We start from the raw sequence: 14844 nt of genomic DNA, 5'->3' as shown, positions 1-14844 counted from the left end.
GTCAGGCAAGGAGGACTGAAATGAACCAGAACTTACATAACTGGACGTCGCGGCCTGAGCTTGCTGGCAGCCATATGACGCCGAAGAATGACGGCGCCTACCATCCGGACTGTGGTGAAAAGCACGATCACAAGCCGGCCAAGGCCATCATTGGCGTGGGCCTGTTCGTGGTGCTTAGTTTTCTGCTCTACGAATTCAACGGCAAGCCGTCGGGCGCGCATACATCGACGGCGCAGCATCAGAGCTTCGCGGCCAACCGCTAGGCTTCGGCGACTTCGCTTTCAGTCTCGCGGGCAACCACCCGGAACTGGAAGCCGTGCAGACCGATAGTCGGCACGATGCCGAAATGATCCGCGCCGAACACCCTGACGCGATGCTCGGGTTCACCCTCCACCATAGTCGCTGGGATATCGCGGATCTGCTGATGGGCCTTGCGCATGGGACGTTTGTTTCCCCAGCGCAACGCGCGTTCGATCAATGGCTCCGGCTGCGTCGCGAGCACACGCGCCATACGCCAGAACGTTTGCACCAGCTTCGTGTAAGAAAGCTCTTCCAGACCGGCGACACTGATGTCAGCTGGAATGGGGAATGTCTCTACATCCACAATGGGTCCGGCATCGACACGTGCAATCATGCGATGGACCGTACAGCCGAAGTCGGTGGTGTGATCGCTAAGCGCAAAATGCGCCGAAGCGCTGCCGGGATATTGCGGCGGCCCGGGATGGAAATTGTAAGCGCCAAAGCCGAGCTGATCGAGGATCGCACCCGGGACGATCACGCCGGTGGTGAACGAGATCAGCCGCGCGCGGCGCAGCCAGTCCGGCTCGATCGCCGCCAGATCCTCGGCAGTGAAAACAGGGAGCACAGTCAGGCCGGGATTGTGACCACGGAGCAGCGTCGTAAAGACTGAGTGCTCAGCGGGGCCCGTAAGGAGGATAATCGTATCGAACATTCGGGCGCCACACTCTTCCGGGAATCAAAAATCACCACAGACTCGCAGTCAGGCCTTAACAACTGATGAGCAGACACCGATCGCGCTGCATTGCCGCATGGGACCCAGCTCTGCTTGGGCACAATTTCAGGAACATGCCCCTCATCTGACGGTTGTCTTGCCGCACAGGAGGCCTCGACATGGCGAACATCCCCAACCCCAACGACCCGTATCGTCCGAATCCCGCCGATGACATCCGTAATCCTGCGCGGCTCGATAATGAGTTGCAGGCCGATCCCGAACTCGCAGAAGGGCCAGCGAGCGGCAGGCGCATCGCCCTCTATGCACTAGGCGTCGTTGTCCTGCTCGGCGCCGTATTCTATGGCCTGAACAATACATCGATGAATCCGAGCGGCACGACGAAGAGCGCATCCCAATCCGCGCCGGCGACGCAGGATAGCGCACCGAAGGCGCCAGCACCGACCAACAACATCGCGGATTCCTATTCGAAGCCACCGGTGGCTCCCGGCGTGCGCGACGTGACGCCGACCAACAACCAGCCGGGCGTCACCACCGGTGCGGCGGCACCTGCGCGACCGCAGGCCCCGCAATCGGCTCCGACCGGCACCGAGATCGACAGCTCGAAGGGCGGCGCGCCGAAGTAACGGCGCGATCGGGCAGACGAAGCCGCGGACGGCAATGTCCGTGGCTTCGTCGCGCGTGGACTATGCGCTCACCTGACGCAGGAAAGTGCGCTCCTCCGCGAGGATGAACTGGTGCTCCTCGGCCGACGCGAAATTCGCGACGCCGTCGGCGTCACTGCGCAGTCTGGTGCGATAGGCCTCATAGGCTGCCAGGCTCGGGAAAGAGATCAGGCCGAACGCGATGTTGTTCGTTCCTTCATGGGGCACCCAATAGCCCTGCAGATCACCGCCGCATTTGGGAATGATCGTCAGCCAGCGCTTGGCATAGGCCTCAAACAATGCGCGTTTGAACGGATCGATCTGATAGCGAATGAAGACAGTGATCGTCATGACGGCTCTCCCTCTGCGGATGCGTGAATATAGCCGCTTGATCGACCGCAATAGTTCGATTAACGTCGAAGTATGAAAGCAGGCCCGGACATCGCCATGGTCGCTGCACTTGTTGGCGATCCTGCACGCGCCAATATGCTGACGGCACTGATGACAGGCCGCGCGCTGACTGCGAGCGAGCTCGCCCAGGAAGCCGGGATTACGGCGCCGACCGCGAGTTCACACCTCTCCAAACTCGAAGCCGGTGGCCTGATCGAGCCGGAAAAACAGGGGCGCCATCGCTATTATCGCCTCACCGGCCCCGATGTCGCCGGTGTGCTGGAAGGCCTGGCCGGTCTGGCAGCCCGTGCGGGCCATCTCCGCGTCCGCACCGGGCCAAAAGAACCCGCATTGCGTCGCGCACGGATTTGCTACGACCATCTCGCCGGCGATCTCGGCGTGCAGATGCTCGACAGCATGCGGGCCCGGAAGCTGATCCGGCAGACCAAGCAGACCATCGAACTCACGACCCAGGGCAGCCGGTTCGTTGCTGAAGAATTGAGGATAGATCCCGCGACGCTGGCGCATCCACGTCGGCCGGTCTGCAAGGCCTGCCTCGACTGGAGCGAGCGGCGCCACCATCTGGCCGGAACACTCGGCGCCGCCATCATGACGTCATTTGCTGCCATGAAATGGGCCGCCAGAGACCCCTCGCCCGGCAGCCGCGTGGTGCATTTTACCCGCAATGGCGAGAAGCGGTTCGAGGCACTGTTCGGCAACGCCATCCGCGAAACGTGAAGTCTGCGGCTTACCTTCGCCGCAATGCAGCCTGAAACCCCGCCGGACCTTCTTTCTCCCGGAGCTGTCCCGATGAACCGCCTGCTGCTTGCTGCGCTGATTGCCACATTACCGCTCACCACCTCGCAGGCGGCCGAGCCTCCCGCGGCGCGCGAGCCCTATGGCATCGGTCTTGAAGGTTTTCCCTATCCCTACCCCGTCAATATGCTCCCGCTGGTCAATGACGGCGAGCAGCTGCGCATGGCCTATATGGACGTGCCATCGACCAAACCCAACGGCCGTACTGTCGTACTGCTGCACGGTCGTAACTTCCCGTCGAGCTACTGGGCGCCGGTGATCGGCACGTTGAACGATGCAGGTTACCGCGTCGTAGTCCCCGATCAGATCGGCTTCGGTAAATCATCGAAGCCATCGGGCGATCTGCATTTCGACAATCTCGCCCGCAACACCGTCGCGCTGATGGATCACCTTGGAATTTCCAAATTCGACATCGTGGCGCATTCGCTCGGCGGCATGTTGAGCGTGCGCATTGCCCGCGCCTATCCCGATCGCATCGATCATCTGCTGCTAGCGGCGCCGATCGGACTGGAAGACTATCGCCTCTATGTGCCGCCGACACCAACCGAGAAGATTCTGGAGAACGAAGACAAGCTGACGGCGGAAGGTTACCGAAAGCAGCTCGAGGTGAATTATTCGCTGAAGATGCAGCCCGACCAGGTAACGCCGTTCATCGACGCGCGTTTCAACATCAAGGGGTCGGCGGAATATCCGCGCTGGCTGCGCGCCTTCGTCAGCTCGGCGCAGCTCATCTATCGCGAGCCCGTGGTCCACGAAATTCCGCTGATCGCAGTCCCGACCCTGTTCATCATGGGGGCCGACGATCACAACGCGCCGGGCAAGCCGAATGCGCCGGAAGCGTTGCGGCCGAAGATGGGCCAGAACGCCGATCTCGCCAAGGCGCTGGCGGCGAAGATGCCGAACGCGAAGGCGGAAGTGCTTCCGGACGCGGGCCATATCGTGTTTCTCGATGCACCGGCCAAATTCAACGAGCTGATGCTCGCATTTCTCGCGGCGAAGTAGCAGCCGCCGCGCTCTGCTACGCACATGCACCGGAACATTCATGCTGCATTCAGATCGAATCGGCTTAACTCAGACTGCGTAACGCCGATCCCCTGCAACTTTCTTGCCCCGCAAGAGTTCTGCACCGGGTGATGCGATGCCATCATTCTCTGCGCCGCATCGCGGCACCATCGAGGGAGAAAACTCATGAAGAAGATCTTTGCTGCGGCCCTGTTCGCCGTCAGCGTCGGCGGCCTTGGCGCCGCCAATGCAATGCCGCTGGCGCCGCTCAGCGCAGCCGATACGGCAGGCGTGATCAAGGTCGCCCAGGGCTGCGGCCCCGGCTATGCCCGCGGTCCCTATGGCGGTTGCCGCCCGATGTTCCGCGGCCCGCCGCCCCGCGCCCGCTACTGCCCGCCCGGCTTCTTCCGTAATCCCTACGGCCGCTGCATCCGCCGCTGGTGATCGCTGCACAATCCTGACGACGAGAACCCCGCCAATGGCGGGGTTTTTTGCTTCGCGGCGATTGATTACAGCCGTCACAGGAAGATGACAGAATGGCGTTTCGCTGTTTTGGAGATCGTCATGTCGCGCGCGTTGCGTTGTCTCATTCTTGCCGGGCTGCTCGGCCTCTCATCGCTGACGACCGGTCGCGCCGAGATCATTCCCCTAACCGAGCCACAGTTGGGCCCACGGCCGTTCTATCTTGTCGACAAGATGAAGGACGGTCCGCTGAAGGCAAGGCTGAGCACCTGCACCGGACCATTTCGCAAGAGCGATTTCTCCATCGCCCATCGCGGCGCGCCGCTGCAATTCCCCGAGCACAGCCGCGAATCCTACCTGGCCGCCGCACGCATGGGTGCCGGCGTGATCGAATGCGACGTGACCTTCACCAAAGACCGTCAGTTAGTCTGCCGGCATTCGCAATGCGACCTGCACACGACAACGAACATCCTGTCGGTGCCGTCGCTCGCAGCAAAGTGCACGCAACCTTTCAGCCCTGCCGATCCCGCCACCGGCAGGAAAGCAACTGCGAAATGCTGTACCAGTGACATCACCCTGGCGGAATTCAAAACGCTGACGGCGAAGATGGATGCCGCCAACACGTCTGCCACCACCGTCGCGGACTACCAGAACGGTACGCCGCGCTGGCGCACCGACCTCTATGCGAGCTCGGGCACGCTGATGACCCATGCGGAGAGCATCGCGCTGATCAGAAGCCTCGGCGCCAGGTTCACCCCCGAGCTGAAGGCGCCCGAAGTGCCGATGCCCTTCGATGGCGATTACACTCAGGAAAAATACGCCACCCAGATGCTCGACGAGTATCGCGCCGCCGGTATTCCACCGGGCGATGTCTTTGCGCAGAGCTTCGATCTGAACGACATCAAGTTCTGGATCCGCACCGCGCCGGAATTTGCCGCGCAAGCCGTCTATCTCGATGGACGCTATGAAATATCGGGCTTCGATCACATGCAGCCGGAAACGTGGAAGCCGTCAATGCCGGAGCTGAAAGCCGCCGGCGTGAAAATCCTCGCCCCTCCGATCTACATGCTGCTGACGCTCGATGGCAGCGGTCGGATCGTGCCCTCACCTTATGCCAAGGCAGCGCGAGACGCCGGCCTCGACCTGATCACCTGGTCGCTCGAGCGCGACGGGCCGCTGGCCAATGGCGGCGGCTTCTTCCACCGCTCCATCAAACCCGCCATCGACCGCGATGGCGATACGCTGACGGTGCTCGATGTACTGGCGAAGGACGTCGGCGTGCGCGGTGTATTTTCCGACTGGCCGGCGACCACGACGTTCTATGCCAGTTGCATGGGGCTGCGCTGATCAGGCGCTATTTGGATTCGCTGTCAAAGATGAATTTCGGCATTTCCAGCTTCAGCCGGATCGCCAGCAGGCGGAACACCAGTCCGGTCACAGCCGCAGCCAGCGTCACCAGATCGGGACTGAAACCATATTTGATGCCGCCGATATACAGCAGGCCTGTAACGATCGAGACGCTGGCATAGAGTTCGCTGCGAAACAGTAGCGGTATGTCATTGCACAGCACGTCGCGAAGCACGCCACCGACGCAGCCGGTGATCATCCCGGCCACCACCACGATCAGCAACGGCTGATCCATGGCGAGGGCGATGTTGCAGCCCATGATGGTGAAGACCACAAGGCCGATAGCGTCGAGCACCAGAAACAGCGCATGAAAGCGATGCACAAAGCGCGCAAGCCCGATGGTCACCAGCGCCGCACCGCCGGTGAGCAGCAGCAGATATGGGCTCTTCACCCACCACAGCGGATAATGCCCGAGCAGCATGTCGCGCACCGAACCACCGCCAAGTGCCGTGATACAGCCGAGCATGGCGACGCCCAGCCAGTCCATATTGCGCCGCCCGGCAGCTAGCGCAGCCGTCATCGCCTCGGCAACGAGCGCGATCATGGCGAGAGGGAACAGCAGGGCTTCGGTATGGGGCATGGGAACTCGTCGGCAGCGGATGACGGCGACCTGTAACACAAATCCATGCATGCGGTGTCCGGCGGCGGACAAATCCCCGCCATTTTCCTGAGCCTCCATCACAACCTCACAGAGGAGGTGTCATGACCCGTCTGTTTCTCGCCCTCCCCATTCTACTCTTGGCTGGCGCTGCCATGGCGGAGGATGCGCGGCTGTCGATGCCCTATTACGGCAGTGCCACCATGAATGCCGATGAGAGCCTGGTGCTGCATTTCACCCGCACGGTGGACGGCAAGCCGGCTAACGGCTCGCAGACCTTTGCCCCCGGCGATCGCAGCTATGACAACGTGCGTCGCCACCTGAGCGGCATTGAACCCGGCCAGACCAAACCGCTGACGCCCTGGAGAGACTGAGCGTCAGTACAAACGGACTTGCCCTACCAGTAGCGGCGGCGCCAGTAACGACGACGCCAGTAGCGGCGTCGGGCGCCCCAGCGGCGACGGCGCCAACCCCAATGCCTGTGGCGCCACCCCCAATGCCGTCGCCGCCAGCCGCGATGCCAGCGCACCTGTTCCGGCTGCAGGCGATCGACGTCGTCCTGCGACGCCACCGCAGGCTGCGGTTCGTTGCCCGGCTTGTGATGATCCAGTGGATTGGTCGGCAGCAGCGGCGCGGCCTGGGCCTGGGCCTGCGTCACAGCCTGTGCGGCGAGCCCCGCGCCTGCGGCGAAGCCGAAAGCCAGTTTCAGAAAATGACGGCGTTCCATCGCAATCTCTCCCTGATATTCGTGAGGAGATCAGGGTCGGCTCAGCGGCATGAATGGAAACTGAATGTGCGCGGCAACTCGCATATTTCGACGTGAGACTACCGAAAGCCGGCGGCCAGTCCGACGACCTGGCCATCGAGCCCGTTGAAGCCATGATATCCCCGTGCCTCGCACGGATCGCCTTCATTGCGGCCGCCGCTCAGCCACGCCACGCGGGCGCGCCCGGCCGACCATTTCACGAAGGGATCGACACCGGCCGGCGCGGTAAACTTGCAGCCGTCGTTGCGATGATGAATGACCAGCGTGCGCGGCAGCGCCGAGGGCGAACCGATGATCGACATCACATTACTGCCACCGCCCGATTCCCCACTGAGAAAGCCCGAGGTGAGTACCAGTGCATCCGGCCGCGCACCGTGCGCAATCCCCTCGGCGGCACGCTGCGTGCCGCGGCTGGTCGCCACCACCGTCACCGGACGCCTGATCGCGGCCATATATTGCACGGCGCTCGACAGATCCGTTCCGGCATCGACCACCAGCACCGCCAGACCGCGCGCCGCATAGGCGCTGCGAGTCCGCACCAGCTGATTGCCCTTCAGCCCGTTGATCTCACCGTGCTCGCCCGGACTGATGGCGCCGCTGCCGCCCGGCATCAGGATCACGCTCGCGCGCGGAGATGCGGGCTTGATCAGGATCGCCCGCGACCCGCCAATACTGACCGTCTCGTCGGCGAACGCCGCACTGCAGGCCACACAGATCAGCGTCATGGTGGCGATGATGCGGCCGATCCAGATACATAGCTTCGTCATGCGTAGCTTCGCCTGTTTTCTGCCATGGGCAACTATTGCTGCCTCCGGCGAGGCCCGATGGCAAGCGATGGATAAGTTTCGCTCCGCATTCTGAAAGATTCAAACGTTTCGCGGAAACGAATTAAGCTGATGGCGGCGTAAGGATGCGTGCAGTCCGCATGAGCGAAGCGACATGCTAGGACGACGTCGGACAACGCCCTCCTGGATTTCGCCGCGCTCATCCGGGCTAAGACTGTTCGACTATTTCCCCCGCATCGCCGCCATTACCCTGGGCACGAGCGATGACGCAACTGCGGCGTGGCCGCTGGCGTTGAAATGCTGGCCATCGGGATCGCGGGTGCTTGCTGGCGCCGTCATGCCGGTCACAATCACCTTGATATGGCGCGCCGCCAGCTGTTGCTGGATGGCAGCTATATTGCCGGCGCGGCTGGCGCCCTCGCCGCGTCGCGCGTCATTTCCGCCAGGCTGGAGAATGACAATTTGCGTACCGTCCGGCACGGCCGAATTGAGCCGCTGCAACATGCCGCCGGTCGTATCGCCAGGAATTCCGGCATTTGCGACATGGGCATCGACTCCGCGCGCCCGAAGCATCGCCTCAAGCTGGGCTGGAAAGGCTTGCGACGGTTCGACACCGCCATTGGTCCTGCCGCGGCCATGACCATAAGTGTTGCTGGCGCCGAGCGCTACGATGTGGACGGACGCGGCCTGAACGGCAACTGAAGGCAGCATGAACGCAACAAGACAAACAGCGGCTCGTGTTATCTGCATGTCAGCTTCCTCCAGCGTGACGCCGCTACAACGGCATGTTGTCGTGCTTCTTCATCGGCACTTCCAGATGCTTGTCCTTCAGCATCGCCAGCGCGCGGGCGATGCGCTTGCGGGTCGAGTGCGGCATGATCACGTCGTCGATATAGCCGCGCTCGGCGGCGACGAAGGGCGACAGGAAGCGATCTTCATATTCCTTGGTTCGCGCGGCGATCTTGTCGGCGTCGCCGATATCCTGCCGGAAGATGATTTCCACCGCGCCCTTGGCGCCCATCACGGCGATCTGCGCCGTCGGCCAGGCATAATTCATGTCGGCGCCGATTTCCTTCGAGGCCATCACGTCAAAGGCGCCGCCATAGGCCTTGCGGGTGATCACGGTGACCAAGGGAACGGTGCACTGGCTGTAGGCGAACAGCAGCTTGGCGCCGTGCTTGATGAGGCCGCCATATTCCTGCGCGGTGCCCGGCAGGAAGCCCGGCACGTCCACGAAGGTGACGATCGGAATGTTGAACGCATCGCAGAACCGCACGAAGCGCGCCGCCTTGCGGGAGGCATCGCTGTCGAGCACGCCGGCCAGCACCATCGGCTGGTTGGCGACAAAGCCCACCGTCTTGCCGGCGATGCGGCCGAAACCCGTGACGATGTTCTTCGCAAAAGTTTCGGCGATCTCGAAGAAGTCGCCCTCGTCCACGACCTTCAGGATCAGCTCCTTCATGTCGTAGGGCTTGTTCGGATTGTCGGGGATCAGCGTGTCGAGCGACAGGTCGGTGCGCTCGATGTCGTCGAAGCTCGGCCATTCCGGCACGCCTTCGGTGTTGTTGGCCGGCAGGAAGTCGATCAGCCGGCGCATCTGCAGCAGCGTTTCGACGTCGTTCTCGAAAGCGCCGTCGGCGATCGAGGACTTCGTCGCATGCACGCTGGCGCCGCCGAGTTCTTCGGCAGTGACGACTTCGTTGGTGACGGTCTTCACCACGTCGGGACCGGTGACGAACATGTAGCTGGTGTTCTTCACCATGAAGATGAAGTCCGTCATGGCCGGTGAATAGACGTCGCCGCCAGCGCACGGGCCCATGATGACGGAGATCTGCGGGATCACGCCCGAGGCCTGCACGTTGCGACGGAACACATAGGAGTAACCTGCAAGGGCTGCGACGCCCTCCTGGATGCGCGCACCACCAGCGTCATAGAGGCCGATGATCGGCGCCCGCGCCTTCATCGCCATATCCTGCAGCTTGGTGATCTTGAGCGCGTGGGTCTCGGACAGCGAGCCACCGAACACGGTAAAGTCCTTAGCGAAGACGAAGGTCTTGCGGCCGTTCACGGTGCCCCAGCCGGTGACGACGCCGTCGCCGGGAATCTTGGACTTCTCCATGCCAAATTCCACGGAGCGGTGTTCGACGAACATGTCGAATTCCTCGAAAGACCCCTTGTCCAGCAGCAGCTCGATGCGCTCGCGGGCGGTCAGCTTGCCCTTGCTGTGCTGCGACTCGATGCGCGTCTCGCCGCCGCCCAGTTTGGCGCCTGCACGACGCGCTTCGAGGGTGTCCAGGATGTCTTTCATGTGCTCCAGCCCGTCAATGTCACGTGTTATCGCCTGCTCGTCGGCCACCTGGGCCGCAGGGTTTGGGCGAGGTTCTAGCATGGGGTTTTCGGCGGTGGAAACGCCCATCGGGAAGGGTTGAATCCCCCAAAATCGCATGGCGCCGGCGGCGATCCTGCCTATATCGGGGTCAGACAAGGGAGGGCGCAGGATGGCCAATATCGTGATCAATGAGAACAGTGGTGCAGCCACGGGCGGCGTACGCGACCTGCTGCGCTGGGAAGGCGCGGCGCTCTTTATCGGGATGACGCTGTTTTACTGGATCTCGGGCGGACCCTGGCAGGTCTATGCGCTGTTTTTCTTTGTCCCGGACCTCAGCATGCTGGCCTATCTGGCTGGCCCGCGGATCGGCGCAGGCGTCTATAATCTGGTGCATGCGACCATCGCGCCGCTGCTGCTCGCTCTCGCCGGTATCGCCACCGCCGAGCCGATCGCGGGTTCGATCTCCCTGGTCTGGTTTGCCCACATCGGCTTCGATCGCGCGCTCGGCTATGGGCTGAAATATGATGCCGGTTTCCGCTTCACCCATCTCGGCCGCATCGGCAAGGATGCGACCACATCGGCCACCAAGACAGCCGCAGCGGAAAACCCGACCACGGGCAACCCGATCAAGGCCGCCTGATACACGAACTCACGGCTCGCCCGGCTTGAGCGGCGCCCTCCTTGGCGGGCGGCGTGTTCTCCTCCGCCATCGCCAGCAGCATGACAGGACATGCTGAGCTCAGTGGCCACCCATCACCAGTGTCTTGACTGGAAGCAACAACGCCTGGATACGCAGCAACATTGCGTGGACGAGCCCGACGGCATCGACAACATGCAGCGCCAGCCACTTGAAAGTGCCGATCCCCTTTGCGGCGATGGCGTCATGATTGCTTGTATAGGCGTTGACGATACAGCTGCTGCCAGGTGTCACGCCGTCAAGGCCACCTGGATAGATCGGCTCCAGGAATGTGAGGATGGTGCCCGGCGCACGAACTTGCTGCGCATCCACCAACTGCTCGCCGCCACGGAACTGACCGGCCGCGATATAGTCCTGTACGCCGGTCACCACCATCGGGATGACGGTCCATGGCCTCGAAATACAGGTTGCCTCGGCAACCATGCCCACTTTCATCACCTGCGCTTCAATCTGCCCAAACCCTGCCGAGAGCGCGCGGCCCGCATTCGCGGGAATGAGAATGCCCGCTGATCGCATGACCGGATTGACGACATCGCCAACGCGAAGCGTAAACTGCTCGACGCGTCCGTCGACGCCTGCGCGAATGAACGTCTTGTCGAGATCGACCTGCGCCTCCGCAAGTGCCGCCTGCGCGCTGGCCTTCTCCGCCGGCAACAGCGCGGTGACACGTGTCATCGCGGATTGTCGCGCAGCCATGGCCGCGTCTAGCGTTCCCTGGCGGCCTGCCAGCAGCACCTCGAGTTTTTCGATATCACGTTGCGGCACCATCCCGGGATTGCGCTTCTGCAACTCACGTTTGGTATCGAGTTCGTCCGACGCTTGTTGAAAGGACCCCTTGGCTTCCTGCGCCTGTCCTTCGGCCTTCAGAATATCGGCCTGCGCCGCCAGCATGGCTGCATCGATTTCGGCAATCTTGCGCCGCACGGTCTCCATCGACGCTTCCTGCTTGGCGTTATCGAGCCGGAAGATCACGTCGCCTTTCCTGACCGGGGCACTGAACTGAACGTGCACCTCCGCCACCCGGCCATTGGTCTCGGGAAGAATCGGCACGGTCCGATAGAACAAGGTCGCGCTTGTCGTCGATGGATGAAAATAGAAAATGACGGTGATCAGAGCGACCGTCAGCATCACGCAGGCCGTGATTCCCCACCTGAGTTCGAACCAGACCGAATAGAACGTGATCTCCCGGCCCAGGCGCTTGCCTTGTGCGTAGCGGCGATAGAGATAATCCGGAAAGACCGTCAGCAGTGAGCAGAGGAGAAGCTCAAACATGACCGTGCCCTCCGGCTTCGCTGGGACGGCTCGATGTTTCCACCGCGGTGGAAAGCGGTGGTGGTTCACTAGAAGATTCGACGGGATCGCTGGTAGCATCGCCGTCGGCAATCTTCCGCACCGATCCTGCGATACTGCGCAATGGCGTGCTGAAATCCGGCAGATCGATCATCGCCAGCAACAGCCCGATTATCCAGAACAGATGGTTGTGGGTGAACAATGCGATCAAACCCAACACGGCCACGATTTCAAACTGCAGCTTCTGCGACTTGTGCGCCATGCGCTCCGGCATGCTGTGCAGGCGCAGATACAGATTGCCGACCATCAAGATGGAGCCGATCAGAACGATTCCGACCACAACCATGAGCGTGTCAGTATCGCCGGGAGCCGTGATGAAGCCAGGCAGATGATGCGGAGCGTTCGGATTTAGCGTCTCGCTCACATGATCCCCCATTCCAACAGTGTAGGCGAGCAGGCGCCTGTTTCAATTTCCATAGTCGCACAAAGCGCGAGCTTGGCAAGAATCAGCTTGTACACGATAGGAAATGCGCTGCAACAAATCTACGTTCACACCGGCCGCACTGAGGTTGATAGCTCGCGGATGCGAGATCACCAGCCTCGAAAGGCCGGCGCAGAACAACTCAACGGTCTGATATGTTTCGCGGCCGAATGATGCAGCTAGTGCGCGCGGCCTGACAGCCGCAGCACGAAGACGAGCACTTCGGCGACGGCCTTGTAGAGCTCGGCCGGAATCTCATCGCCGAGTTCGACATTGGAGAGCGCACCGGCCAGCACTTCGTTTTCCTCGATCGGAATGTCGTGGGCCTTGGCGACCTCGATGATCTTCTCACCGATCGCACCCTGCCCCTTCGCTGTAACGCGCGGCGCGCCGGTCTTGTCGTAATGCAGCGCGACGGCGAGCGATCTTTTAGGCTGCACGATCATAGCGCACGATCCAGGAAATGCCCCGCCGACGCGGGTGCGGGCTGCACCGGTGCACCCTCGCGCACCACGATGTCACCTGGCTGCAAATTGGCACGGATCAGCGCCTGATTGAGCTGCGCGGTACCGGCCTGCAACTGCAGCGCCGTCGCAGGACGTTCGGCCCACATCCGCACCGACGTCTTGTCGCCGGTCAGCGAGACCAGCGCATGCACCGGGCCGGCGGGCTCGACATCGAGCGAGAAGCGCGCACGCCAGACCTGCTTGGCCGCTTCAGCCTCGCTACCAGTGCCGCCGTCACGCGAAATCTCGAACTGTGCCATGGCCGTGCCAGCCGGCACCGCAAACGGAATTTCAAAACTCCAGCGCGGCGATGCCTGATCGAGCCGCGGCGCGGCAAGGCCATCCGCCCGATCAGGCAGCGATGCCACCTGCAGCAGTGTCTGGCGCGCCAGCGCGGCATCGGTATCCGCAAGGAGATGATGTACAGCCGCACCCAGCGGCGCATTTGCCGGAAGCGTCGGCAGAGCCATGGGCTGCGCCGTCGGCAGCCCACCGCGCAACGGCGGTGGCGGCAAGGTATTGCGTGCGACGTTCGTCTCAGTACCCTGCTGGCCCGCTGGCGCCTTCGCAGCGGGCAACAGATCCATCATCATGCTGTCGTCGAACACCAGCGATGCCGCGCTGCCCATGCCCTTAGGCGCCGCCTGCAGCGCGTCGCGAAGCAGATTAAGGGCTGCCCCGTTGGTCACCAGGCGTGCAGCCGCTTCGGCGGGTTTTGCCACGGCCTGTGCGGTCTGAGCCGGGACATCGAGCACGTGCTCGTCTGCGGCGAGAAGTCCAGCCTGCTGCAGCGGATCGTTCTTGATGTTCGCCTTGGGCAGCATGACCACTGTCGCCGCAGCGACTTGCGCCTGCTGTGTCGTGACCTGCGCCGCGGCATTGGGGAGCGCATTTGCCAATGCCGATGCTGGCTGCTCCGGCGCGGCCACCGGTGTCGCTGCATTCGCCGGTGCTGGCGTCGTGCTCTGGGTCGGACTCGCGGTGGCGAGCGTCGTGGCCAACGCCTGACGCAACACGATCAATGCCGCCTTCATGTCGGACAGCCCGCCCTGCGGCAGCGATCCCTTGGCCAGCGACGCCTCCAGAAACAGACCGGAATTCTGGAATGCCGATTTGACTTCCTCGCCGGTGAGCTGGGCGTCAAGCGGCGGACGTTGGGCCAGTACCTGCGCGACCGCCTGCTGCAACTGCTGCGGCAAGCCTTTCAGCGAGGTTGCAGCACCGAGATTGGCAAACAGCGTCGCCAGGCTCGCCTGTTGCGTCACGGCACTTTGCGTGGCGGTGGAGATCGCCTGTGCTTCCAGCGATGTCAGCTGGATCTTGGAGGTCGCGATGGCATTGGCGAGATTGATAGGCAGGTCTGGCGCGAGGGTCACGTCGCTGGAGGACGTACCGCCCGCCTGCCCCGCACCTGTATTCTGCGGTGTGACGATGGCAAGCTGGACATTGCCATTGTCCGTCTTCGACACTGCGAATTGCAGCACCTGCCCGGCCTGCAGCGGCACCTGCGATTGCACGTCGATCGTGCTGTGCCCGATGGCGATACGGACCTGATTGTCTGGCGATACCGACAGCACCCGGCCGGCAATCACGCTGCCGGGCTGAAACGCGACTTCGCTCGCCACGCCCTGCGCAGAGACAACCGGTAAGATCGAATTGACGGCAATCGGCATGGTGAGCGGCACCGGACAATGGTGCCGC

Annotated in this window: 19 protein-coding genes; 8 read left to right on the top strand and 11 right to left on the bottom strand. The window is 62.4% G+C overall.

The genetic code is table 11. From position 1 onward, the window contains the following. Positions 1 to 20 precede the first annotated feature (20 nt). Positions 21 to 263, top strand: coding sequence for a hypothetical protein (locus AC1RLZ_RS02275; protein ID WP_493187301.1), 243 nt, complete (start codon positions 21 to 23; stop codon positions 261 to 263). Here AC1RLZ_RS02275 and AC1RLZ_RS02270 read toward each other — a convergent pair. Then, complete coding sequence (locus AC1RLZ_RS02270) at positions 260 to 952, bottom strand: formyltransferase family protein (RefSeq protein ID WP_493187300.1); 693 nt, start codon at positions 950 to 952, stop codon at positions 260 to 262. The two genes, AC1RLZ_RS02275 and AC1RLZ_RS02270, sit on opposite strands and share 4 nt — an antisense overlap. Positions 953 to 1131: 179 nt before the next feature. Between AC1RLZ_RS02270 and AC1RLZ_RS02265 the strand changes: the two genes are divergently transcribed. After that, on the top strand, positions 1132 to 1596 hold the full coding sequence (locus tag AC1RLZ_RS02265) for a hypothetical protein (RefSeq protein WP_493187299.1): 465 nt from the start codon (positions 1132 to 1134) through the stop codon (positions 1594 to 1596). Between the two features lie 60 nt (positions 1597 to 1656). On the opposite strand, the gene AC1RLZ_RS02260 is transcribed toward AC1RLZ_RS02265, so the two are convergent. Beyond that, positions 1657 to 1965: an NIPSNAP family protein gene (locus tag AC1RLZ_RS02260; RefSeq protein ID WP_493187298.1), complete on the bottom strand. Its 309-nt coding sequence runs from the start codon at positions 1963 to 1965 to the stop codon at positions 1657 to 1659. 72 nt (positions 1966 to 2037) lie between these two features. On the opposite strand from AC1RLZ_RS02260, the gene AC1RLZ_RS02255 reads away from it, so the two are divergent. The 4 genes from AC1RLZ_RS02255 (at position 2038) to AC1RLZ_RS02240 (ending at position 5631) form a co-directional block, all read left to right on the top strand. After that, entirely contained in the window at positions 2038 to 2742 is a 705-nt protein-coding gene (locus AC1RLZ_RS02255) for an ArsR/SmtB family transcription factor (protein ID WP_493187297.1), read from the top strand. A gap of 72 nt (positions 2743 to 2814) precedes the next feature. Continuing rightward, a complete protein-coding gene (locus AC1RLZ_RS02250; RefSeq protein WP_493187296.1) occupies positions 2815 to 3822 on the top strand; it encodes an alpha/beta fold hydrolase in 1008 nt (335 codons plus the stop codon). A gap of 186 nt (positions 3823 to 4008) precedes the next feature. Continuing rightward, positions 4009 to 4266 carry a GCG_CRPN prefix-to-repeats domain-containing protein gene (locus AC1RLZ_RS02245; RefSeq protein WP_371420894.1) on the top strand — a complete coding sequence of 86 codons (258 nt, stop codon included), beginning with the start codon at positions 4009 to 4011 and terminating at the stop codon, positions 4264 to 4266. 120 nt (positions 4267 to 4386) lie between these two features. After that, positions 4387 to 5631, top strand: coding sequence for a glycerophosphodiester phosphodiesterase family protein (locus AC1RLZ_RS02240; protein ID WP_493187295.1), 1245 nt, complete (start codon positions 4387 to 4389; stop codon positions 5629 to 5631). A gap of 7 nt (positions 5632 to 5638) precedes the next feature. Here the strand turns inward: AC1RLZ_RS02240 and AC1RLZ_RS02235 are convergent, their stop codons facing one another. Beyond that, complete coding sequence (locus tag AC1RLZ_RS02235) at positions 5639 to 6271, bottom strand: trimeric intracellular cation channel family protein (protein WP_493187294.1); 633 nt, start codon at positions 6269 to 6271, stop codon at positions 5639 to 5641. A 122-nt stretch (positions 6272 to 6393) separates the two neighbouring features. Here AC1RLZ_RS02235 and AC1RLZ_RS02230 point away from each other — a divergent pair, with 122 nt between their 5' ends. Continuing rightward, positions 6394 to 6663 (top strand): hypothetical protein, encoded by a 270-nt coding sequence (locus AC1RLZ_RS02230; protein ID WP_493187293.1) that lies wholly within the window; start codon positions 6394 to 6396, stop codon positions 6661 to 6663. A 23-nt stretch (positions 6664 to 6686) separates the two neighbouring features. Here the strand turns inward: AC1RLZ_RS02230 and AC1RLZ_RS02225 are convergent, their stop codons facing one another. The 4 genes from AC1RLZ_RS02225 to AC1RLZ_RS02210 form a co-directional block, all read right to left on the bottom strand. After that, positions 6687 to 7016: a twin-arginine translocation (Tat) gene (locus AC1RLZ_RS02225; protein ID WP_493187292.1), complete on the bottom strand. Its 330-nt coding sequence runs from the start codon at positions 7014 to 7016 to the stop codon at positions 6687 to 6689. 98 nt (positions 7017 to 7114) lie between these two features. Then, positions 7115 to 7780: an alpha/beta fold hydrolase gene (locus tag AC1RLZ_RS02220; RefSeq protein WP_493187524.1), complete on the bottom strand. Its 666-nt coding sequence runs from the start codon at positions 7778 to 7780 to the stop codon at positions 7115 to 7117. 282 nt (positions 7781 to 8062) lie between these two features. Next, positions 8063 to 8551 (bottom strand): GDSL-type esterase/lipase family protein, encoded by a 489-nt coding sequence (locus AC1RLZ_RS02215; RefSeq protein ID WP_493187523.1) that lies wholly within the window; start codon positions 8549 to 8551, stop codon positions 8063 to 8065. A 64-nt stretch (positions 8552 to 8615) separates the two neighbouring features. Continuing rightward, positions 8616 to 10148, bottom strand: a complete 1533-nt coding sequence (locus AC1RLZ_RS02210; RefSeq protein ID WP_309945196.1) for an acyl-CoA carboxylase subunit beta — start codon at positions 10146 to 10148, stop codon at positions 8616 to 8618. A 190-nt stretch (positions 10149 to 10338) separates the two neighbouring features. Between AC1RLZ_RS02210 and AC1RLZ_RS02205 the strand changes: the two genes are divergently transcribed. Further along, positions 10339 to 10809 (top strand): DUF4260 domain-containing protein, encoded by a 471-nt coding sequence (locus tag AC1RLZ_RS02205; protein ID WP_493187291.1) that lies wholly within the window; start codon positions 10339 to 10341, stop codon positions 10807 to 10809. Positions 10810 to 10908: 99 nt separating this feature from the next. Here AC1RLZ_RS02205 and AC1RLZ_RS02200 read toward each other — a convergent pair whose 3' ends face one another. The 4 genes from AC1RLZ_RS02200 to fliK form a co-directional block, all read right to left on the bottom strand. Beyond that, positions 10909 to 12138: an HlyD family secretion protein gene (locus AC1RLZ_RS02200; RefSeq protein WP_493187290.1), complete on the bottom strand. Its 1230-nt coding sequence runs from the start codon at positions 12136 to 12138 to the stop codon at positions 10909 to 10911. Further along, positions 12131 to 12580: a hypothetical protein gene (locus AC1RLZ_RS02195; protein ID WP_493187289.1), complete on the bottom strand. Its 450-nt coding sequence runs from the start codon at positions 12578 to 12580 to the stop codon at positions 12131 to 12133. The genes AC1RLZ_RS02200 and AC1RLZ_RS02195 overlap by 8 nt, the downstream gene beginning before the upstream one ends. Positions 12581 to 12816: 236 nt before the next feature. Continuing rightward, positions 12817 to 13083, bottom strand: coding sequence for an EscU/YscU/HrcU family type III secretion system export apparatus switch protein (locus AC1RLZ_RS02190; RefSeq protein ID WP_493187288.1), 267 nt, complete (start codon positions 13081 to 13083; stop codon positions 12817 to 12819). Further along, positions 13080 to 14816 carry a flagellar hook-length control protein FliK gene (gene fliK / locus AC1RLZ_RS02185; RefSeq protein WP_493187287.1) on the bottom strand — a complete coding sequence of 579 codons (1737 nt, stop codon included), beginning with the start codon at positions 14814 to 14816 and terminating at the stop codon, positions 13080 to 13082. The genes AC1RLZ_RS02190 and fliK overlap by 4 nt, the downstream gene beginning before the upstream one ends. Positions 14817 to 14844: the final 28 nt, after the last annotated feature.

The sequence above is a fragment of the Tardiphaga sp. GW822-FHT04G09 genome (assembly GCF_058800725.1).
The sequence above is the reverse complement of the archived record's forward strand: the minus strand, read 5'-3'. Positions and strand labels throughout refer to the sequence as shown.

Excerpts from the sequence above, each read along its gene's own strand:
- AC1RLZ_RS02225 (WP_493187292.1), bottom strand. The coding sequence starts at position 7,016 with ATGGAACGCCGTCATTTTCTGAAACTGGCTTTCGGCTTCGCCGCAGGC.
- AC1RLZ_RS02210 (WP_309945196.1), bottom strand. The coding sequence starts at position 10,148 with ATGAAAGACATCCTGGACACCCTCGAAGCGCGTCGTGCAGGCGCCAAA.
- fliK (WP_493187287.1), bottom strand. The coding sequence starts at position 14,816 with ATGCCGATTGCCGTCAATTCGATCTTACCGGTTGTCTCTGCGCAGGGC.
- AC1RLZ_RS02240 (WP_493187295.1), top strand. The coding sequence starts at position 4,387 with ATGTCGCGCGCGTTGCGTTGTCTCATTCTTGCCGGGCTGCTCGGCCTC.
- AC1RLZ_RS02220 (WP_493187524.1), bottom strand. The coding sequence starts at position 7,780 with ATGACGCTGATCTGTGTGGCCTGCAGTGCGGCGTTCGCCGACGAGACG.
- AC1RLZ_RS02270 (WP_493187300.1), bottom strand. The coding sequence starts at position 952 with ATGTTCGATACGATTATCCTCCTTACGGGCCCCGCTGAGCACTCAGTC.
- AC1RLZ_RS02255 (WP_493187297.1), top strand. The coding sequence starts at position 2,038 with ATGAAAGCAGGCCCGGACATCGCCATGGTCGCTGCACTTGTTGGCGAT.
- AC1RLZ_RS02230 (WP_493187293.1), top strand. The coding sequence starts at position 6,394 with ATGACCCGTCTGTTTCTCGCCCTCCCCATTCTACTCTTGGCTGGCGCT.
- AC1RLZ_RS02200 (WP_493187290.1), bottom strand. The coding sequence starts at position 12,138 with ATGTTTGAGCTTCTCCTCTGCTCACTGCTGACGGTCTTTCCGGATTAT.
- AC1RLZ_RS02215 (WP_493187523.1), bottom strand. The coding sequence starts at position 8,551 with ATGCTGCCTTCAGTTGCCGTTCAGGCCGCGTCCGTCCACATCGTAGCG.
- AC1RLZ_RS02245 (WP_371420894.1), top strand. The coding sequence starts at position 4,009 with ATGAAGAAGATCTTTGCTGCGGCCCTGTTCGCCGTCAGCGTCGGCGGC.
- AC1RLZ_RS02250 (WP_493187296.1), top strand. The coding sequence starts at position 2,815 with ATGAACCGCCTGCTGCTTGCTGCGCTGATTGCCACATTACCGCTCACC.
- AC1RLZ_RS02275 (WP_493187301.1), top strand. The coding sequence starts at position 21 with ATGAACCAGAACTTACATAACTGGACGTCGCGGCCTGAGCTTGCTGGC.
- AC1RLZ_RS02265 (WP_493187299.1), top strand. The coding sequence starts at position 1,132 with ATGGCGAACATCCCCAACCCCAACGACCCGTATCGTCCGAATCCCGCC.
- AC1RLZ_RS02190 (WP_493187288.1), bottom strand. The coding sequence starts at position 13,083 with ATGATCGTGCAGCCTAAAAGATCGCTCGCCGTCGCGCTGCATTACGAC.
- AC1RLZ_RS02205 (WP_493187291.1), top strand. The coding sequence starts at position 10,339 with ATGGCCAATATCGTGATCAATGAGAACAGTGGTGCAGCCACGGGCGGC.
- AC1RLZ_RS02260 (WP_493187298.1), bottom strand. The coding sequence starts at position 1,965 with ATGACGATCACTGTCTTCATTCGCTATCAGATCGATCCGTTCAAACGC.
- AC1RLZ_RS02235 (WP_493187294.1), bottom strand. The coding sequence starts at position 6,271 with ATGCCCCATACCGAAGCCCTGCTGTTCCCTCTCGCCATGATCGCGCTC.